The sequence below is a fragment of the Streptomyces lydicus genome, assembly GCF_004125265.1.
In the GTDB taxonomy this organism is placed as follows: Bacteria; Actinomycetota; Actinomycetes; order Streptomycetales; family Streptomycetaceae; genus Streptomyces; species Streptomyces lydicus_C.
This window is the reverse complement of the sequence record NZ_RDTE01000003.1, coordinates 1,500,643-1,519,236: the sequence shown is the minus strand read 5'-3', so window position 1 is coordinate 1,519,236 and position 18,594 is coordinate 1,500,643. Positions and strand designations below refer to the sequence as shown.

Annotated in this window: 22 protein-coding genes and 1 pseudogene; 14 read left to right on the top strand and 9 right to left on the bottom strand. The window is 69.9% G+C overall.

The features are described 5' to 3' along the window. Window positions 1-162: 162 nt before the first annotated feature. Window positions 163-357, bottom strand: a complete 195-nt coding sequence (locus tag D9V36_RS09175; protein WP_129293320.1) for a hypothetical protein — start codon at window positions 355-357, stop codon at window positions 163-165. A 319-nt stretch (window positions 358-676) separates the two neighbouring features. Between D9V36_RS09175 and D9V36_RS09170 the strand changes: the two genes are divergently transcribed. Next, window positions 677-1,099, top strand: a complete 423-nt coding sequence (locus D9V36_RS09170) for a DUF6193 family natural product biosynthesis protein (RefSeq protein ID WP_241720767.1) — start codon at window positions 677-679, stop codon at window positions 1,097-1,099. Window positions 1,100-1,413: 314 nt separating this feature from the next. Here the strand turns inward: D9V36_RS09170 and D9V36_RS40840 are convergent, their stop codons facing one another. Both D9V36_RS40840 and D9V36_RS09160 read right to left on the bottom strand, forming a co-directional pair. After that, window positions 1,414-1,725: a hypothetical protein gene (locus D9V36_RS40840; protein WP_164992847.1), complete on the bottom strand. Its 312-nt coding sequence runs from the start codon at window positions 1,723-1,725 to the stop codon at window positions 1,414-1,416. Window positions 1,726-1,905: 180 nt separating this feature from the next. Next, the gene (locus D9V36_RS09160) at window positions 1,906-2,343 is read right to left on the bottom strand and encodes a hypothetical protein (protein WP_241720766.1); all 438 of its coding nucleotides are present in this window, start codon (window positions 2,341-2,343) and stop codon (window positions 1,906-1,908) included. Between the two features lie 217 nt (window positions 2,344-2,560). On the opposite strand from D9V36_RS09160, the gene D9V36_RS09155 reads away from it, so the two are divergent. The 3 genes from D9V36_RS09155 to D9V36_RS41870 all read left to right on the top strand — a co-directional run bounded on the left by D9V36_RS09155 (window position 2,561) and on the right by D9V36_RS41870 (window position 4,154). Further along, entirely contained in the window at window positions 2,561-3,082 is a 522-nt protein-coding gene (locus D9V36_RS09155; RefSeq protein ID WP_241720765.1) for a hypothetical protein, read from the top strand. A gap of 85 nt (window positions 3,083-3,167) precedes the next feature. Then, on the top strand, window positions 3,168-3,686 hold the full coding sequence (locus D9V36_RS09150; RefSeq protein ID WP_129293319.1) for a hypothetical protein: 519 nt from the start codon (window positions 3,168-3,170) through the stop codon (window positions 3,684-3,686). 138 nt (window positions 3,687-3,824) lie between these two features. Continuing rightward, window positions 3,825-4,154, top strand: a complete 330-nt coding sequence (locus tag D9V36_RS41870; protein ID WP_129293318.1) for a deoxyxylulose-5-phosphate synthase — start codon at window positions 3,825-3,827, stop codon at window positions 4,152-4,154. A gap of 22 nt (window positions 4,155-4,176) precedes the next feature. On the opposite strand, the gene D9V36_RS09140 is transcribed toward D9V36_RS41870, so the two are convergent. The 4 genes from D9V36_RS09140 to D9V36_RS09125 all read right to left on the bottom strand — a co-directional run bounded on the left by D9V36_RS09140 (window position 4,177) and on the right by D9V36_RS09125 (window position 6,731). Further along, the gene (locus D9V36_RS09140) at window positions 4,177-4,443 is read right to left on the bottom strand and encodes a hypothetical protein (RefSeq protein ID WP_129293317.1); all 267 of its coding nucleotides are present in this window, start codon (window positions 4,441-4,443) and stop codon (window positions 4,177-4,179) included. Window positions 4,444-4,644: 201 nt separating this feature from the next. After that, window positions 4,645-5,688: a cytochrome P450 gene (locus tag D9V36_RS09135; RefSeq protein WP_129293316.1), complete on the bottom strand. Its 1,044-nt coding sequence runs from the start codon at window positions 5,686-5,688 to the stop codon at window positions 4,645-4,647. A gap of 81 nt (window positions 5,689-5,769) precedes the next feature. Beyond that, window positions 5,770-6,021 carry a tryptorubin family RiPP precursor gene (locus D9V36_RS09130; RefSeq protein ID WP_129293315.1) on the bottom strand — a complete coding sequence of 84 codons (252 nt, stop codon included), beginning with the start codon at window positions 6,019-6,021 and terminating at the stop codon, window positions 5,770-5,772. A 419-nt stretch (window positions 6,022-6,440) separates the two neighbouring features. Continuing rightward, window positions 6,441-6,731: a hypothetical protein gene (locus D9V36_RS09125; RefSeq protein WP_129293314.1), complete on the bottom strand. Its 291-nt coding sequence runs from the start codon at window positions 6,729-6,731 to the stop codon at window positions 6,441-6,443. 284 nt (window positions 6,732-7,015) lie between these two features. Between D9V36_RS09125 and D9V36_RS41865 the strand changes: the two genes are divergently transcribed. Further along, window positions 7,016-8,266 carry a hypothetical protein gene (locus tag D9V36_RS41865; RefSeq protein WP_241720764.1) on the top strand — a complete coding sequence of 417 codons (1,251 nt, stop codon included), beginning with the start codon at window positions 7,016-7,018 and terminating at the stop codon, window positions 8,264-8,266. A gap of 96 nt (window positions 8,267-8,362) precedes the next feature. Here the strand turns inward: D9V36_RS41865 and D9V36_RS41860 are convergent. Then, window positions 8,363-8,641, bottom strand: a pseudogene (locus tag D9V36_RS41860) (TspO/MBR family protein); the annotation flags it as partial. On the opposite strand from D9V36_RS41860, the gene D9V36_RS09105 reads away from it, so the two are divergent. The 4 genes from D9V36_RS09105 to D9V36_RS09090 all read left to right on the top strand — a co-directional run bounded on the left by D9V36_RS09105 (window position 8,532) and on the right by D9V36_RS09090 (window position 12,588). Next, window positions 8,532-9,485: a site-specific integrase gene (locus tag D9V36_RS09105; RefSeq protein ID WP_241721284.1), complete on the top strand. Its 954-nt coding sequence runs from the start codon at window positions 8,532-8,534 to the stop codon at window positions 9,483-9,485. The pseudogene D9V36_RS41860 and the gene D9V36_RS09105 sit on opposite strands and share 110 nt — an antisense overlap. A gap of 277 nt (window positions 9,486-9,762) precedes the next feature. After that, window positions 9,763-11,046: a 4-carboxymuconolactone decarboxylase gene (gene pcaC / locus D9V36_RS09100; RefSeq protein WP_129293313.1), complete on the top strand. Its 1,284-nt coding sequence runs from the start codon at window positions 9,763-9,765 to the stop codon at window positions 11,044-11,046. An 80-nt stretch (window positions 11,047-11,126) separates the two neighbouring features. Continuing rightward, window positions 11,127-11,771, top strand: coding sequence for an MBL fold metallo-hydrolase (locus tag D9V36_RS09095; protein WP_129293312.1), 645 nt, complete (start codon window positions 11,127-11,129; stop codon window positions 11,769-11,771). 37 nt (window positions 11,772-11,808) lie between these two features. Continuing rightward, window positions 11,809-12,588 carry an exodeoxyribonuclease III gene (locus D9V36_RS09090; protein WP_129293311.1) on the top strand — a complete coding sequence of 260 codons (780 nt, stop codon included), beginning with the start codon at window positions 11,809-11,811 and terminating at the stop codon, window positions 12,586-12,588. 85 nt (window positions 12,589-12,673) lie between these two features. Here the strand turns inward: D9V36_RS09090 and D9V36_RS09085 are convergent, their stop codons facing one another. Beyond that, window positions 12,674-14,500 carry an SGNH/GDSL hydrolase family protein gene (locus tag D9V36_RS09085; protein ID WP_129293310.1) on the bottom strand — a complete coding sequence of 609 codons (1,827 nt, stop codon included), beginning with the start codon at window positions 14,498-14,500 and terminating at the stop codon, window positions 12,674-12,676. Window positions 14,501-14,712: 212 nt separating this feature from the next. Here D9V36_RS09085 and D9V36_RS09080 point away from each other — a divergent pair, with 212 nt between their 5' ends. The 5 genes from D9V36_RS09080 to D9V36_RS09060 all read left to right on the top strand — a co-directional run bounded on the left by D9V36_RS09080 (window position 14,713) and on the right by D9V36_RS09060 (window position 18,574). Further along, window positions 14,713-15,153 (top strand): DUF6278 family protein, encoded by a 441-nt coding sequence (locus tag D9V36_RS09080; RefSeq protein WP_129293309.1) that lies wholly within the window; start codon window positions 14,713-14,715, stop codon window positions 15,151-15,153. 210 nt (window positions 15,154-15,363) lie between these two features. Beyond that, window positions 15,364-16,107 carry an amino acid ABC transporter ATP-binding protein gene (locus D9V36_RS09075; protein WP_129293308.1) on the top strand — a complete coding sequence of 248 codons (744 nt, stop codon included), beginning with the start codon at window positions 15,364-15,366 and terminating at the stop codon, window positions 16,105-16,107. A gap of 14 nt (window positions 16,108-16,121) precedes the next feature. Further along, window positions 16,122-17,051, top strand: a complete 930-nt coding sequence (locus D9V36_RS09070; RefSeq protein WP_129293307.1) for a glutamate ABC transporter substrate-binding protein — start codon at window positions 16,122-16,124, stop codon at window positions 17,049-17,051. An 18-nt stretch (window positions 17,052-17,069) separates the two neighbouring features. Then, window positions 17,070-17,714, top strand: coding sequence for an amino acid ABC transporter permease (locus D9V36_RS09065; RefSeq protein ID WP_129293306.1), 645 nt, complete (start codon window positions 17,070-17,072; stop codon window positions 17,712-17,714). Continuing rightward, window positions 17,711-18,574, top strand: coding sequence for an amino acid ABC transporter permease (locus D9V36_RS09060; RefSeq protein WP_129293305.1), 864 nt, complete (start codon window positions 17,711-17,713; stop codon window positions 18,572-18,574). The genes D9V36_RS09065 and D9V36_RS09060 overlap by 4 nt, the downstream gene beginning before the upstream one ends. Window positions 18,575-18,594: the final 20 nt, after the last annotated feature.

Genomic DNA, 18,594 nt, shown 5'->3' with positions numbered 1-18,594 from the left:
GGACAGCAGCGCCTACAGGTCGGTGCTGTGCAGGGCGCGGCGGTCCACGGCCAGACGCGGGCGGCGTGCGCGTCGCGGACCCGGGCGGCGAGCACCGCCACGGAGCGCCGGACGTCGTCCATCAAGTGATCTTGACCGATTGCCGGGCGACTGTGACCGTTTCTAGTCACCACCGCTGGTGGTCCGGTTCCCGCTCCGGCGCCGGCGCTTCTGGGAGCGACGTACCAGCTCGCTCGCGGCGAGCGTCACGGTCGCCACGCGGCGGACCCAGCGGGGTCCGCCGCGCTCCGCCCACACCACACATGCACACCCGCCGACGGCGAGCACTAAGACGCCGAGCAGCGCCAGATTGATCATGTTCTTCACCCCTGCGTTCGGTCGTACGGTCCTGCTGATCGTCTCAGACCAGGAAGGGCCTCAACGGGATGTCCGACCGAAACGACATCTGGCCCACTGCCTCTCCCCTTCACGTTGGAGGACCATCGGTCAAGATCAAGTGGCAGAGGACTGCTGGTCGTCAAAATCTCCCGGCAAACGGCCAAGATCCCGCGCCAGAGGACAAAAGCGCTCCTACTGGCATAAGAGGGACGGCTCACCGCATGTGACGAGACGCGGTAGTGGGACCCCGGACGGCTGGTGACCTGGCGATTCGAGCAATGACGGCGATGATGTGTCGATGGACGCCACACCCCCGATTCATGCCCGCGTCGAAGTAGGTTGGCAGAAGGTCCGCGCTGACGGGCGGGTCCGCCCGGAACTGCTCGAAGCTGCCTACGCCGAACCACGCTTGCGCCAGTTGTTTCCGTGGACAGGAATGGGAGAACTGCATTTCAGTCGTTGCACAGAGCAGCGTTGGACGTGGGACATTCCTTACATTCAGCCCGCACCAGACGGCGAATACTGGGTCTCCGGCCCCTTGCGCAGCGAGTCCGTGGGCCCGGCGGCGACGCCGGCACGGGCCATCATGATGGTGGTCGAACGCCTACCTCCCGGCTGCGGGCCTGCCTTCGTCGGCACCCCAGAGGAACTCGCCGTCCACGACGCCGCAGTCTTGTCCGCTGCTTCCAAGCCGCCGGACACCGAGCACTCCACGAACTGACCTCATCAGTCACCCACCTCAGACGCGGGGGGCGACTTCGAGCATCAGCTCCCCCCATCGCGTACGTGTTGGCGACGAGGTCGTCGACGACGGCGCGCATCGCGGCGACGATCGGGCCCGCCGGCGGATCGGGGGGCGGTGGGGGCGGGGCGGTGCGGACGTCGCGGACGGCCTGGCGGACCACGGCGCGCAGGGTGGGGTCATCGAGGGCCTGGAGGCCGCTGTGGGCGAGCGTGGCGAGGTGGCGGGTGATCAGGCTCCGCCACGTCGCCGGTCCGGCTGGAGACGTCGATCAGGGCGCGCTGGGAGAGGCCCTAGTCGAGCAGCCGGTAGGCCTGGGCACGGCTGATGCCGAACTCCGCATCGCAGTACGACTCCCCGCTCGGGTGCCCAAGCGGGAGCCCGAAGCGGGCGGCGTGGGCGTCACGGACCGGGGCGGCGAGCACCGCCACGGAGCGCCGGACGTCGTCCATCGCCTCGCGCAGCCAGGCCGTCACCTCCCGGGCGCGGGCCACGCTGAGCGGCTGCCGTGCCGGTTCGGCGACGTCGTCCTGGCCCTCGTCGTGGGTGACCATGACTTCATCGTCCTCCGGGCCGGCGGGCGGGACCAGGGCGTACGGAAGCACGGCGCGAGCTCCGTCTCACAGCCTCACACCCTCACAGCTCAACGCGTCTACCTGGGAAAACGGCCTGTGAGGCTTACAGGCCCCACAGGTTCGGGCTGACATAGCGTCAGGTGCGTGACACCGGCCCGGGGCGCGAGCCGGCCGCGGCTACGTCGTCCGGGAGTCGCCGCCGGGGGGCGGTTAGCGGCGCCGTCGGCCGTGGCCGGGCAGGCCGGCCGAGGTTGCGTACACGCTGGAGCCGCCGCTGCTGGTGACCGGCTCCGCCCGCCACCCTTGGGTCGGCGCGGGTGGCGCCATGCGCAGCAGTCCGTCCACGACGGGACGGGGAGCGGCCGCCCTTATCGGCTCTCCGGACAGCGGGCAGCGCTCCCCTTCCGGCATGTGGTGCTGGGCGAGAGTGTCCTTGTGGGTGATCCGGGCCCAGGAGCCGCAGGCGCACTCGTAGCTGTTCGTCAGCTCTTTGCCGGTCAGGACCACTTCCCCGGACTTCGGGCAGATGCCGGGGCGCCCCGGCGCCGGGTGCTCGTAGAGGTGACCGTTGCGCAGGCTCGCCTTCGTCGGGGCAGCGCACTCGGGGCAGACGACCAGCTTCGTTGGTGCAAAACCGCGCCTCGGCATGTCGTCACCCTTCCCTCATCCTGGCCCCCTGCCTTCACGGTCAACTCGATGCATACCAGGGGCTGTTAGGTTCTCCCCGGCCCGGTTGCCGCCCACACCTGAGAACGCGCCTGCCCTGTGGCCTCGCGGTTTCACCTGCGCCACTCATTCCCGGCACGCTCAGCCCACCAGCCCACCAGCCCACCAGCCCACTAGCGCGCAGACGAGGAGACGTGCGATGCCCAAGAAGACCGGTGCCGAGAACCCGTACGGCTACGACCCCGAGAGCAACACCGTCCGGGTCGGGCAGCACGACCTGGCGCGCCTGCTGCTGATGTTCCGTTCGCTGGTCCGCGAGCGGCCGCCTGGCAGCTGGGACCACATGAGGGACTACGACCTGTCCTTCGAACGGCTGGCAGACGCCGTCGACGCCGCCGCCGAGGCCCGGCAGGGGGCCCGCTGGGAAGGCCCTGACCTCCGGATGCGCTGCACCACAACCGACGCCGTCTACGACTGGCCCGAGGGTGCCCCCTACGACGGCGAGACGCCATACACGTGGAACGTTCCGGGCTACGGCTCCCACACCACCGAGGACACCGAGGCCCGAGGCGGCCTCCTCAGGGCGCTGTGCAGCTTCAGCTGGGCCAAAGAGGAGGGCCGCATCGTGAGCGGTCTGCCGGACTGCCGCGAATGCCGACGCGAGGTCCAACTCGGTGCCGAACGCCCCCGCGGCTCCTGGTGCGCCGGGGGGCCGACGTAGGCCAACGCCGCAGCAGCCGCCGCGAGGCCGGCGGTTTCCTCAAAGAGGATCCCGGGCAGCGTGTTGTCTGGCCTAGGGTCGCTCCATGACCAGTGACGGCGTAGTCGTGGATGAGGCGATCCGTGCGGCGTGGGACTCATATCGGGTCCTGGAGAAACGGACTTCCGCCAAGGAGCGCCAGGAGGCGCAGCAGCGGGTCAAGGCCGCGGTGGAGGCGTACGGGCGTGAGGAGGTGGCCCGGGGCACGGTGTTCCTGGTGGGCGTGCTGACCGGATACCTGATCGCCGAACAATCCGGTGGTGAGGATCGTCTTGATCCGCTCAGCGATCTCATCCCTGCTGTGATCCGGAGACTCCCCGCCTTCGAGATGGCCGACCCGGCTCAGGTGCCGATGGTCACCGGCGTTCTCATGGCCGCTGCGATGGGCATGGACACCGTGGCGTGGCGCAACCGGTTCGGACAGATTCCGCCGGAGGAGGCTCTGGTGCACAGCTTCGTGTTGTGGCTGCTCGCTGACCTCTTCGATTCCCTGATCGGACGGCCGGGAGCCATCGATCAGATGATGCGGGAGACCTTCGACTCCATGGCCGCCGAACACAGCTGACGTGCAGGCGATGGCCGGCGGTTGTGACTGAGCGCTGTAGTTGGCCAGTTGAGCCGGCGCAGCCCGCGCGCCGCCGCTCCGGCCCTTTCGTACGTGAGCTCGGTGGCTGGCTTCCGGGACCATCTCTAGGCTGACCTCATGGCCCATGCGAAGACCTCGTACGTCTGCCTCTCCTGCCGGGTCTCCTACAAGCAGCCGTACGACAGGACAAGGCAGCGAGTCTGTCCGAGCTGCGCGGAGGCGATGATCCATGCCGGTTCGGCGTTCGCCGCGCCCCGGCAGCGAGACGTCGCCGCGTGGCGAACCCTCACAGCCCTGCTCAACGCGGGCGTGGGCTTCCACAAGAGCTGCTGCGGTGGGCCCGGGTACCGCCCTCGGACCCTGCGTGAGGTGCGTGAACGGATGACGCACGCGCGGCGTAGTGGCGAGCCAGTCGCGAAGGCGCTTACGCGACGGGATGTTCCCTGACGGCGCGCTGACCGTGGAAAGCTCAGTCGGCCAACATGCAGCGGTCGATCAGATCGACTTCGCCCGGTACGTCCGGTACGTCCGGCCCGTCCAGCGCGTCGAGCAGTGCGGTGACCCGGGCTTCGATCCCGGGGCGCAGGCTCGTCACCCGCCGCTGAGTGAAAGCCTGTTGCACCAACCGGCGCAGCCGGGTGTGGCGCGGTGGGTCGGAGTTGAGCATGTGGGTGGTGAGCGCTCCGCCCGGACCGCCCGGACCGCCCGTCGGCAGTCCCGCGTACCGGGCGAACATCTCGGTCGCGCCGTCCTTGCTCAGCCGCGGGTCGGCGAGGGCCGCCCGGCAGGCCGCGTGCCCGGTGACGACCCAGCCGGCCAGCGGCGCGGGACCGGAGAAGCGGAGCTTGCGGACCTCACCCGTCTCACGCCAGCGCCGATACCTCTCGTGCGGATGGCAGGCGAAGGACCCGTCACCGTCTCGGTCTCGTCGGACGGCTCAGGCAGCGGCACGGCGCACCTTCGTCAGCCGTACGTCCTCCACGCCGAGCAGTCCGACGAGAGGTACCCTGGCGGACGACTGCCCTGGGGCGACCTCCAGCCCCGATCCGCGGATGAGGTCCAGGAGCAGTTCGGCGAGCGGCATCACCATGTGCCGGCCCCAGCAGCGCTCGGAGGCGTGGCCGAAGGGAAGGTAGCCGGGAGCGGTGTCCGGGTCGAGGTTCTCCCAGCGCTCCGGACGGAACTCGTCCGGGTCCTCCCACAGCTTCGGGTCCCGGTGTGCGAGGAGAGGCAGCAGGAGGACGTCGTCGCCCGCCTCGATCCGCCCGTCGATCCCGGCGAATTCGGGGCAGGCGTTGCGCAGGATGTTCCAGGACGGCGGCAGCAGCCGCATGGCCTCGTACAGGATGTGCCGGTTCGGCGTCTCGGGGTCGAACGGCGAGCCGAGCCACAGCGCGTTGGTGACGAGGGTGGAGACCGTGAAGCACACGGGGGCCGCCGCGCGCCGGTACATGCCCATGGCGTATCGGCGCTGGTGGTAACCCGTGGCATCGGCCGTCAGACCCGCGATCGCGGTCAGCGGGGCGTTCCGGCGGCCGACCCGCCCCGGGAGTGCGGCGCCCGCCGCGATCACCGTCCAGGTGAGCTTGGGAGTCAGTTCCAGGTTGCGGCTCATCAGGATCCGCAACCGGTACGGGTCCCGGCCGAGGATCAGGTCCCGCAGGAACAGGTGTCCCCTGAGAGGCCAGGCTCCGGACAGATCGACGTCCTCGGGCCGGGGGCGGGTCCTCTTCAGCGCCTCACGCACATCGCCGCCGATGGTCCGCATCACCGAAGAGGCCTCGCTGCGGGAGATCGAGCGTCCGTGCAGCGGCTTGAACGTGGGCCGTTCGGTCTCAGTTGCCCGGCGGGCGGCGAGGATCCGGTCGGCAACCTCGTGCCCGGCGATCCCGATGGTGTCGGGTTCGAGCCGGAAGACGTCCTGCCCGAGATGCTCCCGGAACAGAGCGGCGAGTCGTGGATGGAACACCGTGGCGCGCATGGACGTCTCCGGGAAGGCCGAGAGGGGCGGGCAGCGGCGGGCGGCGTCGTCCCCGCCTCGCGACGGGGACGACTTCTCGGCCTAGTACCAGAAGTACCAGGCGCTGGCCTTGAGGCTCTTCTGAGCAGACACCTTGTTGCGAATGGCGAAGAGAATCTTCATCACTGCACCCCCTTTCTGGGTGGAGATGTCACGCACTTCCTCGTGCGGAGGTCGTGCGCTGCTGGCTCGAAGAGGCTGCACCAGGGCGATCAACGAATGATGAATGCCTTTGTCCGGTGGCCCGTTCCGGATGCCCGTGGCTGCCACATACTCGACCCATTCGTCTGCCAACTGCGCAGCCAGTAGCGGACAGTGGTATCGCGACGGGTCCGCAGCCAGCAGATACCCAGGGACCTGGACGACGCGAAGTCCCCACGAGGACCCGTCGGCTGCATGCGGCCTGGTAGTGCGGGAAGTCCCGGTGACCGACCCGCTGTCCCCGCGGACGTCCCCGTGATCGCTGCCCTGTGGTCCCCGTCCGGGCGTGGATCAACGTCCGGGCACCAGCTCCACTCGCCCCGTCGAGAAGCGTCGCGCGTCCCAGGGCGTCGGATCCACGACACACCCGCAGGTCACCATCCGCACCTCTCGGTCAGCCCCTCTACGGGCACTTCCTGCCGCGGCGCCGGTCGGCCAAAGCGTCCATGAGGAGTTCAGTGACCTCTTCGGATAACACGCACTGCCAGCCCTCGGGCTCTTCGTTGTACGGCTCAGCCAACAGGCAGGCCGGCTTCCTGGCGGTGGGCGATGACCTCGGCGACGGACGTCGTCGGCAGCGTCCCGGCGAGCGCGGCCTCGGTGAGTTGGCCGCCGTCCGGGGAGGTGTCGAGCATTGCCTCGCACCACCAGCAGCGGAGCACTGCTTCGGCGTTCTCGGGGGCGGCTGCGAGCAGCTTGCCGTAGAACTCCATCCGCCTCTCGCCGGACAGCGCCGCGCCGATGCCGTCGGCGTTGCGCGGTACCCGGTCCGGCTCGTGTGGGTGGATCGGCTGTGCACTCATGGGTCGGCCCTTTCCGTCTGCTGCAAGTCTGCCGTTTCGCGGGTGCTCCGGTCGGCCGGCTGGGCACAGATGCCAGTCGGCTTCGGCTCGGTGCCGCTCGTGGTCGGCGGTGGACCGAAAGCACAAGGACCCGCACAGGCTGGTCACCGCGGCCTGGTCGGGTTGGTTTCAGCCTGGACGAGGGGCGATCAAGCCAGTTGACCCGATCTGCCCCGGCGGGAAGCTCCACCCCGGGCAGCATACGCAGTGAACTCGATCGACTACTCAACGCGACGAAATGGGGGATGATGGCACGCCAGCCGAACCCGGACCTCACCACCACACTGACGATGCTGCACGCCACCGTACTGAACACGGACAAGAATCTCCGGGACGCGCTCGACAAGAGCGTGGAGAAGCTGGAGTCAGCCGGCCAGGCCGCCCATGACAAGGCGACCAAGGAGGTCGTGGACGAGCTCAGCCGGATGCGCGCGAACTTCCGCGACGTCCACAACAAGCTGAACTCCAGCGGGGACACACTCGACAGCGCCGTCCACGAGGTCGTCGCCCAGCTGCGCACCGAACTGCGGGAGGTCCGTGACGTGCTCGCGGACTTTGCCCCGCCTGCCGCCGCCCCTGTCCTCCGGGAGGCATCCGGAATCCAGGAAGACCACACCGGACTCCAGGCCTCACCGGTCACCACCGTCACCGAGACCGACGAGGCCGCGGAAGAGCCGGCACTCCACACGGCGATCCCGGCGCAGCGCATCGCCGACCAGGACGTCCCGTCCGCTCCGGCATTGTCGGTTGGCGAGGTCCGTCAGGCCGTCCGCGAGGTCTTCACCGAGGAACTCGCTCCCATGCTCGCCTTGCTCACCACCCCGGACAGCCACAGCGGCGGGCCGGCTGACGACCAGCAGAACACACCGGCCGGGCTGCTCGAAGCCCTCGGTGAGGTCAAGGCGGAGATCGACAACGCCCGGGAAGAAGCCCGGGCCTCGATCGCCTCCGTGCAGCAGGAAATCACAGACCTGCGCACCACCATGGAAAAGCTGCTTTCCCAGCCCGACGCCACCACCACAAACGCCGAAGAGAACAAGGAACATAGCGCTCTGCTCAAGACGGCAGCCCGCGCCTCTTCCGCAAGCCTGCTGTGCCACCGCGACATCTGGGAGTTCATCACCGCTCACGCCGGTCGGCACCCGCACTTCCGTGTACCGCCGCAGGTCGCCGCCGAGGGGGACGAGCGCATCCGCGCCGCGCTGTCCGGCCGCTCCCTGATCGCCCTGCTGATCAGCTTGCACTCCCTCGAGCGCACCGCCGCCGACGGCGACGGCGACCGTGAACTCGCAGCCACCTTGTACGAGCGCATCGAGAAGAGCCTGACCGGCCTCAGCCCCGGCGGAGAGCCGGTCACCATCACCCTCGACGACCGTACCCCGGCGACCGAGGACAGCATCGAGGCTGACGGCGAACCGGACAGCACAGGAATCCCGCCGACATCGACCGAGCAGGACACAGAACCCGACGAGGACGCCGGACCCGCCACCCAGTGAACGGCCCAGGAAGGCACCCGGCCTCCCGGCCGGGTGCCTCACCGCGCGCCTTGAGGCCTGTCTGGCCGTGTCAATCCCTTCCGGGGCGGCTTGAGGTTAGGGGTTGCGCTGGGCGATGGCGGTGTTGAGGAAGGTCGCGAAGGTGCACCAGGCCGCGTAGGGCGCAAGGGCTGCGGTGGCGGTGGCATCGATGCGTGCCGTGCGGCGGATCAGTTCAGCATTGCTCACGTCCAACACGATGGTGCCGACCACGCCCGCCTTCGGGCTGCGACAGCCGAAGAAAAGCCAGGTCCACGCCGCGTTCGCGGCCAGATTCACACCGAGGCTGGCGGCCAGACGACGTCGTTCCCCCGGCCTGGCGTGCTGGAGCGCGCGGCCGCCGGCCCAGGCAACCGAGCCGTACAGGGCCGTACACGCGCAGTGGGGAACCGTCTTCGCGCACCTGCCGGGCCCCGCCCGGCTGAAGGAGGCTCTTGGCCGGGCCGTGACCCGCCGGCTGCTGTCCGTGAACGTGGCCGAGCACGTGACCATTCCGCGTAAGGCACGCAAGGAAGAACGGAAGAACAAGCAGGAGGTGATGCCCTGGAATGTTCAGGAGGTTCAGACCTTCGTTCATGGGGTCATGGAAGAGAGGCTCTATGCTCCGCTTCTGCTGTCTCTCATGGGCCTACGCCCGGCTGAGGTCTGCGGACTTCGGTGGACAGACGTCGACCTGGACGACGCCAGTATCACCATTGCCAATACGCGCACGATGAGGGGCAACCGGTACGTGGTGGAGAAGGATACGAAGTCGACGGCCGGTGAGCGGGAACTCCCGTTGCCCGCTCTGGTGCTGGCTGCCCTCACGTCGTTCAAGGCTCTCCAGGCCAAGGAGAAGCTGGCTCTGGGGGAGGCTTATGTCGCCTCCGGCTACGTCCTAGTGCACGAGACCGGAGAGGCGTTCGCGATCAAGCAGCTTCGCCGTCGCGCGTACCGGCTCATGGACATGCTGGCTCTCCGTCGCGTTCGGGTATACGACGCTCGTGCGTCGTGCTCCACGTTCCTGGCGAACAAGGGCATGCCGGACCACATCCTTGCGCGGTGGGCCGGACACACGAATGTGAAGACCACCAAGCGGTGGTACGTCAAGGCGGACGTGGAAGATCTTCGCGAAGCCGCCACGCCATGGGATGGCCTGCACGGGGCTTCGACCCAGCATGTGAGAGATTGTGAGATTTGAGAGCGCGCAAGGCGTGAGTGAGCTGTCCGCGCCCACACCGCAACGCCGCTTCTCAGGGCCAGAAGACCCCGGCCCTGATCATGAGCAAGGCACCGCATCCGTACCGGCAGATCACGGTGAGCTACGACGAGCCGGGGCGCGCGATCGTCCACGTCGTCTCCACGCTGAGGCTCTGACCTGTGCAAACCCTGCTTCGGGCGCCGTCGGCGGCCCTGCTTCGGTGGCTCTTCCTGACCCGGGTGTAAGGATCTTGTCAGAGAGTCGGTAGCGTGGCCGGGTGAGTGAGAAGACCCTGCAGCACCGGATTGACGGCCCCGACGACGCCCCCGTACTTGTCCTCGGTGCCGCTCTGGGTACCACCTGGCACATGTGGGACCGGCAGATCCCCGAGCTGACCCGCCACTGGCGCGTGATCCGTTTCGACCTGCCCGGACACGGCGGCTCGCCCGCCCACGCGGCAGCTTCCATCGCGGAGCTGGCCGACCGGCTGATCGCCACCCTCGACGCCCTGGGCGTGGACCGGTTCGGCTATGCCGGCTGCAACATCGGCGGAGCCATCGGCATCCAGCTGGCGCTCACCCGCCCGCACCAGGTCACTTCGCTCGCCCTGGTGTCCACCTCGCCGCGGTACGGCACCGCCGACGCCTGGCGCCAGCGCGGTGTGGTCATCCGCACGAACGGGCTGGAACCGATCGCCCGCACCGCGCCCGAGCACTGGTTCACCCAGGGCTTCGCCGGTGCCCAGCCCGCGATCGTCGAGTGGGCCGTCCAGATGGTGCGGACCACCGACCCCGGCTGCTACATCGCCGCCTGCGAGGCGCTGGCGTCCTTCGACGTACGCTCCTCCCTCGGCCGGATCGGCGTGCCCACCCTCGCCGTCGTCGGCTCCGAGGACCAGGTCACCCCGACCACCGACGCCCGCACCCTGGTCGCCGGAATACCCGACGCGAGCCTGGCGCTGGTGCCCGGCACTTCCCACCTCGCGCCCGTCGAGCAGCCCTCGGCCGTCACGGAACTCCTCATCCGGCACTTCTCCACCGCCTGGCACGACAAGCCCGGCCCCGGTGGCCAGAGCGCCATCGGCGCCGCGGCCCCCAAGCCGCAGATCGCGCCCCCGCCGCCCCCGATGGCGCCGCCCGCCGCCATAGAGTCCGGCCTCGCCCAGCCGGAACAGGCCCGCGGCGCCACCTACGAAGCGGGCATCAAGGTCCGCCGTGAGGTCCTGGGTGACGCCCATGTCGACCGGGTCGAGGCCGCCGCCGACGACTTCAATGGCGACTTCCACGACTTCATCACCCGTTACGTCTGGGGCGAGACCTGGACCCGGACGGGCCTGGACCGCCGGACCCGCAGCGTCATCACGCTCACCGCGCTGGTCGCCCGCGGCCACCACGACGAGCTGGCGCTGCACACCCGCGCGGCCCTGCGCAACGGCCTCACCCCCACGGAGATCAAGGAAGTCCTGCTGCACACCGCTGTCTACTGCGGTGTCCCGGCGGCGAACTCCGCCTTCGCGGTCGCCCAGCGGGTGATACGGGAGGAGACGACGCCCGAGGCCTGAGGGCCGGGACGGCGCGCCCAGCGTCGCCGCAGCCGGTGGCGGGAGCGCACGCACGCGGCCCGTCACGGCAAGATGGCGCCATGGAACTCACCAAGAAGACCCACGCCTGTGTCCGGCTGGAGAAGGACGGGCGGACGCTCGTCATCGACCCCGGTCTCTTCAGCGAGGAGGACGCGGCCGTCGGCGCGGACGCGATCCTGGTCACCCATGAGCACATGGACCACTTCAACGAGGACCGGCTGCGGGCGGGCATGGAGGCCAATCCGGCGGCAGAGATCTGGACCCTGTCCAGCGTTGCCGACCAGCTCGCCGGAGCCTTCCCCGGTCGGGTGCACACGGTCGGCGACGGGGATACCTTCACCGCCGCCGGCTTCGAGGTGGAGGTGCACGGCCAGCTGCACGCCGTCATCCACCCCGACATTCCGCGCATCACCAACGTCGGCTTCCTCATCGACGGCGGCACGGTCTTCCACCCGGGCGACGCCCTCACCGTCCCGGAGGGCCGTACGGTCGACACCCTGCTGCTGCCCGTGCACGCCCCCTGGAACAAGGTCGCCGAGATCATCGACTATGTGCGCGAGGTCGCGCCGCAGCGCGCCATCGACATCCACGACAGCCTGCTCCAGGACCACGCCCGCCCGGTCTACGACTCCATGATCCAAAATCTGGGCGGCGGGGCCGAGCACGGCCGTCTCACCCCGGGGAACCGGACCGTCCTCGGCTGAGGCCCGACTGTCAGTGCCGCGCGGTAGGTTTACCGGCATGCGCATCGCGACCTGGAACGTCAATTCGATCACCGCCCGCCTCCCGAGGCTGCTGGCCTGGCTGGAGCGCACCGGCACGGACGTGCTGTGCATCCAGGAGACCAAGTGCTCGGCCGAGCAGTTCCCGTACGACGAGCTGCGCGAGCTCGGCTATGAAGCCGCGGTCAACGCCGACGGCAGGTGGAACGGCGTGGCACTGCTGTCCAAGGTGGGGCTCGACGACGTCGTCCTGGGCCTGCCCGGGGGCCCGGAGTACGACGGGGTGCAGGAGCCGCGGGCGGTCTCGGCGACCTGCGGACCGGCCCGGGTGTGGTCGGTGTACGTCCCCAACGGCCGCGAGGTGGGCCATGCGCACTACACCTACAAGCTTGGCTGGTTCGAGGCGCTGAAGACGGCCGTCGCCGAGGACACCGCGGGCTCCCGCCCGTTCGCGGTCCTCGGCGACTACAACGTCGCCCCGACCGACGAGGACGTCTGGGACCCGGCCGTCTTCGAGGGCGCCACCCATGTCACGCCCGCCGAGCGCGCCGCCCTGGCCGCCCTGCGCGAGGCGGGCCTGTCGGACGTGGTGCCGCGCCCCCTCAAGTACGACCGTCCCTACACCTACTGGGACTACCGCCAGCTCGCCTTCCCCAAGAACCGCGGGATGCGCATCGACCTCGTCTACGGCAACGGACCGTTCGCCAAGGCTGTGTCGGACGCGTATGTGGACCGCGAGGAGCGCAAGGGCAAGGGCGCCTCGGACCACGCCCCGGTCGTGGTGGACCTCGATGTCTAGGACGGTGTGACGGCCCCGGCCGGGAGCCCGTCGCGAGCCGGCCGGGGCTGCTGGGCGGTGGCGGGCGACAGGCCCCTGGACGGCCTCAGCCCCGTCCCGGCACCAGCGCCCGCAGGTCCACCGCGTTGCCGAGCGCCGCAAGGCCCGCGTCGCCGGGGTGCAGGTGATCGCCGCTGTCGTAGGCGGGCAGCAGCCGTGCGGGCCGCTGGGGATCGCGGAGTACCACGTCGAAGTCCAGCGTCGCCTCGAAGGCGGTCCCGGCGTGGCCGCGCACGAAGGCGTTGACGGCCTGGCGGCGGGCCTCCACGGCCGGGGTGCAGTCGGGGTAGCCCTCACAGGGCGTGAGGGTCGCCACCACCACCCGCAGCCCTCGCCCGTGCGCCCGGTCCGCGAGGGCCCGCAGACCGGCGATGACCTCATCGGCCGGGGTCCCCCAGCGCACATCGTTGATGCCCTCGAACACCACCACCGTCCGCGCCGAGGGCTGCGCCGGCACATCGCGCTCCAGCCGGTGCAGGGCGCTCACCCCACCGGTGTCCGTGCTGACCCCGTCGCCCGGATAGCGGTCGGTGACGACCCGGTTCGCCGAGATGCCCTGGTCCAGTACGCCGTAGCGGGGCAGCGCGTGCTGGGCCTGGAACCGGCGGGCCAGCACATCGGGCCAGCGCCGGTTGGCACCGCTCGTCGACTTCACCCCGTCGGTGATCGAGTCGCCCAGGGCCACGACCGAGCCGGGCCCGCCCGCGACATCGACGCCGGTCAGGAACGGCCAGAAGGTCATCGTTCCGGGGTAGGCCGCGCCGTCGGTGTCCGCGGTGCGGTCCCCGCTGCCCGCGGCACTCAGATACGACTGCTGGGCCGCCTCCTGGTGCACCGGCGCCGCCGCCACCGTTCCCGGCAGATGGAGGCTCACCAGCAGATCGGTGCCGGCCGGAACGGTGAAGCCGGCGGGGGCGCTGAACGCCTCGGCCCCGGCCGGTATGCGGACCCCGCTGTGCCCCTTGTCGAAGGTCAGCGGCACCGGTGTGCGCTTGGCCGCCGCCCCCGCGCCCCGCACCGCGATGCTTGCCGCTCCGATGTCCACCGGTGCGGCGGCGAAGGTGTTGGCGATCCGTATGCGCGCCCGCGGTCCGCCCGCGCCGCTGTGCACCACCAGCCGCAGCGTACGGTCGGTCCAGGGCCCGACCGCCCGGTAGCCCGCCGTGCTCGCCGCCCAACTCCCGGTCCTGCCGCGCCCGGTGTCCCGTACGGACAGCGCGAACACATGCAGCGCACCGGACGGCCCGGACGCCTCCGGCAGCGCCACCGAGCTCACCTCCCGCCCCGCTCGCAGCGGCACGGTCACCGCATACAGCCGCGCCGAACCGGGCAGCTGCCCACCCGGAGCGTTGAGGTGCGGCAGCGTCACCGCCTTGGTGGCGGCCGGCCCCGACCGCCAGTCGGGCGCGGTGAGTTCATAGGTGCTGTGCGACCCGTCCCGGTAGTGCACGGTCCCGGTGCCGGTGGCCGTACCGCCCGTCCCGGCGACCAGGAAGGTCAGTGCCTCGCCCCGGCCGCGTAGCGCTACCGGCTGGCCGTCCGCGAGCACATTGTCCGGCGTCCCGGGCGCGGTGCGCGGCAGCGTGAGCCGGGCTCCGTCGAGCGTCAGGGCGCTCCCGGGCGTCCAGCCGGCCGCCGCCAGGTCCTGAGCGGACAGCGAACGGCCCGCCCCGTCGAAATCGGCGGCCTCGGGCCGGGAGTTGTCACTGACCGCCCGGTTGTCGAAGAGCCCGGCCAGGGGCAGCGGGCCGGGCGGCGCTCCGGCCGGTGACGCGTGCGCCGCGACAGCCGTCGCGGCTCCGGCACCGGTGGCCGGCAGTGCGGTCGCGGTGAGCAGCAGGACCAGGGCGGTGCCCCATCGTCGTACACGCATCGGTCCGTATCCCTCCGTGGGCGCGGGCGGGCAGGTGAGAGCGGGCGTTCCAGGCCGGACCGCGAGAGGCGGGGACTCCGGGGGCCGGTCGGATCCGGTCCGGGCGCCATGAAGGTAGGGAGGCGCGGGGGAAGCGTCAAGGTGACGAACGGGGCACGGGTGCGCCGCGCGCCTGTGGCCACGACCACAGGGCGGGTGGGACGCTGCAGACCATGAACATGTCTTTCCTGGACAAGTGGCGCAAGCGGCAGCATGCGCACCGGTCCGTGCCGCTCGCGGAGTCGGTGCGGGCCGATCCCGAAAGCGTCGTCGAGCTGCTGTCCGAGTGCGAACTGCTGCGGGCCCAGGCCGCCACGGAGGGCGTCGAACTGGACGACTCCGTAAGCTCGTTGGAGGCACTGGACCAGCTGCGGCCGGTCTGGCGGGACGACCCCGAGGTGCTGCCCTGGCTCGGCAACGACGCCGGTCTCTACCTCGGCACGGTCGTGGTCCGCACGGTACCCGGCGCCGTGTGGCACGTCTGGCCCGACGGGCAGCCGGTGGTCCGGCTGGAGTCCGGGCGGGAGATCGACGTGGTGGCCACGGGCCATGAGTGGGCCGATAGCGGGGCGCCGGAGCTGTCGCAGGTCTACGCCGAGGTCTCGGAGAGCTGACCTCCGGCCGGGGGAGCAGCCGTGACGACGGCCCGCACCGGTCCCGCGCCGGCCCCGCCCGGGTTCGCATTGGGTGCGCACCGGGTTCCTCCGTCCCCCGATTCACCCGCCCATCTCTCCGCATCCGTGCGTGTCAAGGGAGAAGCGCCCTATTTACCCCGGTAGGTTGCGAGTTCTCCGCTGTACGGATGAGAGTGGGCAGGTCTGCATATGGCCGGTGATGCGCTGATTGAACTGCGCGGGGTCAACAAGCACTACGGAAAACTGCATGTCCTGCGGGACATCGACCTCACCGTCGGCCGCGGGGAGGTGGTCGTGGTCATCGGGCCCTCCGGGTCCGGGAAGTCCACCCTGTGCCGGGCCATCAACCGCCTGGAGACCGTCGAGTCGGGCACCATCGAGCTGGACGGGCAGCCGCTGCCCGAAGAGGGCCGCGCACTGGCCCAGTTGCGGGCCGAAGTCGGCATGGTCTTCCAGTCCTTCAACCTCTTCGCCCACAAGACCGTGCTGGACAACGTGATGCTGGCGCCGATGAAGGTCCGGAAGAAAAAGAAGGACGAGGCCGCGCGGCGGGCCCGTGAACTCCTGGACCGGGTGGGACTCGCCTCCCAGGCCGAGAAGTATCCGGCACAGCTCTCCGGCGGCCAGCAGCAGCGCGTCGCCATCGCCCGTGCACTCGCCATGGACCCCAAGGCGCTGCTCTTCGACGAACCGACCTCCGCCCTCGACCCGGAGATGATCAATGAGGTGCTGGAGGTCATGCGGCAGCTCGCCCGGGACGGTATGACGATGGTCGTGGTCACCCACGAGATGGGCTTCGCCCGCTCCGCCGCCAACCGTGTGGTGTTCATGGACGACGGCCGGATCATCGAGGACCGCACCCCCGAGGACTTCTTCACCGCGCCGCGCAGCGAACGGGCGAAGGACTTCCTCTCCAAGATCCTCAAGCACTGAACGGGGGCGCCGTGATGCCGCACAGCCACTCCTCGCCCCTGCGCCGCGCCCTCCTGGCCGTCGTGCTCGCCGTGCTCGCGCTGGCCCTCGCCGGCTGCGGCCGGGAAGGAAGCCCGCCGGTCAAGGGCCCCAAGGGCAGCGAACTGCCGCACTACCCGGTCGCCAGGAACTTCTCGCTGCCCGCCTCCCCGACCTGGGTGCGGGCCAAGCGCCGCGGCCACCTCATCATCGGCGTCAAGGAGGACCAGCCCTACCTCGGCGAGAAGGACCCGGCCACCGGCCGGTACACCGGCTTCGACATCGAGATCGCCAAGATGATGTCCGCCGCCCTCGGCTTCCCGCCGCAGACCATCCAGTTCCAGACGATCGCCTCCGCCAACCGCGAGACGGCCCTGCAGAACGGCCAGATCGACCTCTACGTCGGCACCTACACCATCAACGCCAAGCGCAAGAAGCTGGTGGGCTTCGCCGGCCCGTACTACATGGCCGGCCAGTCACTGCTGGTGCGCACCGACGAGCACGACATCAAGGGGCCGCAGGACCTGGCCGGCAAACGGGTCTGCTCGGCGGCCGGATCGACCCCCTTCCAGCGCATCCAGGCCGAGTACCCCAGGGCCGTACTGGTCGCCTACGACACCTACTCGGTGTGCGTCGACAACCTGCTCACCTACCAGGTCGCCGCGGTCACCACCGACGACGCGATCCTGCTGGGCTACGCGGCCAAGGTGCCCCACGAGCTGAAGGTGGTCGGCAAGCCGTTCTCCGAGGAGCCGTACGGCATCGGCGTGCCCCGCGGTGACAATGCGCTGCGGTTCGCGCTCGACGACGCCCTCGCCGCGAACGAGAAGAACGGCAACTGGAAGAAGGCGTACGACGCGACCCTCGGCCTGTCCGGAGTGCCTGCCCCCAAGCCGCCCCCGATCGACCGCTACCCGGCGACCTGAGCCGCCAAGGACTGACCGATGAACGTTCTCCTCGACAACCTCTCCCTCTACGGGAAGGGCCTGCTGGGCACCGTCGAACTCACCGTCTTCGCCTCGCTGCTCGCGCTCGTCCTCGGTTTCCTGATGGCCGCGTTCCGGGTGGCGCCGGTCGGCTCCCTGCGGGCCTTCGGCACGGCCTGGGTGACGGTGCTGCGCAACACGCCGCTGACGCTGCTGTTCTTCGCGGTGGTGCTGGGCCTGCCACGCTTCGGCTTCGTCCTGCCCTTCAACCTCTTCGCCATCCTCGCGCTGGGCTGCTACACCTCCGCCTTCATCTGCGAGGCGGTGCGCTCCGGCATCAACACCGTGCCGGCCGGGCAGGGCGAGGCGGCCCGCAGCCTGGGCATGACCTTCCCGCAGACGCTGGGCGGAATCGTCCTCCCGCAGGCGTTCCGCTCCGTCATCCCGCCCATCGGCTCCACCCTGATCGCGCTCGCCAAGAACTCCGCGATCGCCGGTGCCTTCAGCGTCACCGAACTGCTGGGGGTCTACAAGCCGCTCAGCGAGATGGGTTACGGCATCATCTGGACCTTCGTCTGGATCGCCGTCGGCTATCTGATCGTCACCCTGACCATCAGCGCGCTCTTCCACGTGCTGGAGAAGCGCTTCGGAGTCGCCCGATGACCACCGCCCTCTACGACGTCCCGGGCCCGCGGACCAGGCAGCGGCACCGGCTCTACGGCCTGGTCTCCACGGTGCTGATCCTCGCCCTGCTCGGCTGGATCCTCTACCTCCTCTTCACCACCGGGCAGTTCACCGCGGAGAAATGGACTCCCTTCACCTACAAGGGAATTCAGGAGCTCCTGCTGCGGGGCCTCGGCAACACCCTGAAGGCCTTCGCCCTCGCCGCGGTGCTGTCGCTGGCGCTGGGCGGGGTGCTGGCGACCGGCCGGCTCTCCGAGCACCGGACCGTGCGCTGGGTGTCCACGGTGCTGGTGGAGTTCTTCCGCGCCATGCCCGTACTGGTCATGATCTTCTTCATCTATGTGGCGCTGAAGGCGGAGCCGCTGGTCGCCCTGGTCGCCGGGCTGACGCTCTACAACGGCTCGGTGCTCGCCGAGGTCTTCCGTACCGGCGTCCACTCCGTCGACCGCGGCCAGCGCGAGGCGGCCTACGCACTGGGCATGCGCAAGACGCAGGTCATGACGCATGTCCTGGTGCCGCAGGCGGTCCGGGCGATGCTCCCGGCGATCATCAGCCAGCTGGTGGTCGCCCTGAAGGACACCTCGCTCGGCTACCTCATCACCTACGAGGAGTTCCTGCACGCGGGCAAGCTGATCGCCTCCAACCTCGACTACGACCTGCCGTTCATCCCCGTCGTCATGATCATCTCGCCGATCTACATCGGGATGTGCATGCTGCTGTCCTGGCTGGCCCACTGGGTCTCCCGCCGCCAGCGGCGCAACCCCAAGGTGGAGGCCGCCGAGGTGGCCGCCCCGGAGCCGGGCACCTTGCTGCCGGGGGGCCATCGACGGCCGGGGTGAGCCGCCGGGGTGAGCTGCCC

Excerpts from the sequence above, each read along its gene's own strand:
- D9V36_RS41870 (WP_129293318.1), top strand. The coding sequence starts at position 3,825 with ATGGCCCATGCGAAGACCTCGTACGTCTGCCTCTCCTGCCGGGTCTCC.
- D9V36_RS09090 (WP_129293311.1), top strand. The coding sequence starts at position 11,809 with ATGCGCATCGCGACCTGGAACGTCAATTCGATCACCGCCCGCCTCCCG.
- D9V36_RS09170 (WP_241720767.1), top strand. The coding sequence starts at position 677 with ATGGACGCCACACCCCCGATTCATGCCCGCGTCGAAGTAGGTTGGCAG.
- D9V36_RS09080 (WP_129293309.1), top strand. The coding sequence starts at position 14,713 with ATGAACATGTCTTTCCTGGACAAGTGGCGCAAGCGGCAGCATGCGCAC.
- D9V36_RS09140 (WP_129293317.1), bottom strand. The coding sequence starts at position 4,443 with ATGTTCGCCCGGTACGCGGGACTGCCGACGGGCGGTCCGGGCGGTCCG.
- D9V36_RS09075 (WP_129293308.1), top strand. The coding sequence starts at position 15,364 with ATGGCCGGTGATGCGCTGATTGAACTGCGCGGGGTCAACAAGCACTAC.
- D9V36_RS09175 (WP_129293320.1), bottom strand. The coding sequence starts at position 357 with ATGATCAATCTGGCGCTGCTCGGCGTCTTAGTGCTCGCCGTCGGCGGG.
- D9V36_RS41865 (WP_241720764.1), top strand. The coding sequence starts at position 7,016 with ATGATGGCACGCCAGCCGAACCCGGACCTCACCACCACACTGACGATG.
- D9V36_RS09135 (WP_129293316.1), bottom strand. The coding sequence starts at position 5,688 with ATGCGCGCCACGGTGTTCCATCCACGACTCGCCGCTCTGTTCCGGGAG.
- D9V36_RS09150 (WP_129293319.1), top strand. The coding sequence starts at position 3,168 with ATGACCAGTGACGGCGTAGTCGTGGATGAGGCGATCCGTGCGGCGTGG.
- D9V36_RS09085 (WP_129293310.1), bottom strand. The coding sequence starts at position 14,500 with ATGCGTGTACGACGATGGGGCACCGCCCTGGTCCTGCTGCTCACCGCG.
- D9V36_RS09065 (WP_129293306.1), top strand. The coding sequence starts at position 17,070 with ATGAACGTTCTCCTCGACAACCTCTCCCTCTACGGGAAGGGCCTGCTG.
- D9V36_RS09155 (WP_241720765.1), top strand. The coding sequence starts at position 2,561 with ATGCCCAAGAAGACCGGTGCCGAGAACCCGTACGGCTACGACCCCGAG.
- D9V36_RS09125 (WP_129293314.1), bottom strand. The coding sequence starts at position 6,731 with ATGAGTGCACAGCCGATCCACCCACACGAGCCGGACCGGGTACCGCGC.
- D9V36_RS09060 (WP_129293305.1), top strand. The coding sequence starts at position 17,711 with ATGACCACCGCCCTCTACGACGTCCCGGGCCCGCGGACCAGGCAGCGG.
- D9V36_RS09095 (WP_129293312.1), top strand. The coding sequence starts at position 11,127 with ATGGAACTCACCAAGAAGACCCACGCCTGTGTCCGGCTGGAGAAGGAC.
- D9V36_RS09160 (WP_241720766.1), bottom strand. The coding sequence starts at position 2,343 with ATGCCGAGGCGCGGTTTTGCACCAACGAAGCTGGTCGTCTGCCCCGAG.
- D9V36_RS09070 (WP_129293307.1), top strand. The coding sequence starts at position 16,122 with ATGCCGCACAGCCACTCCTCGCCCCTGCGCCGCGCCCTCCTGGCCGTC.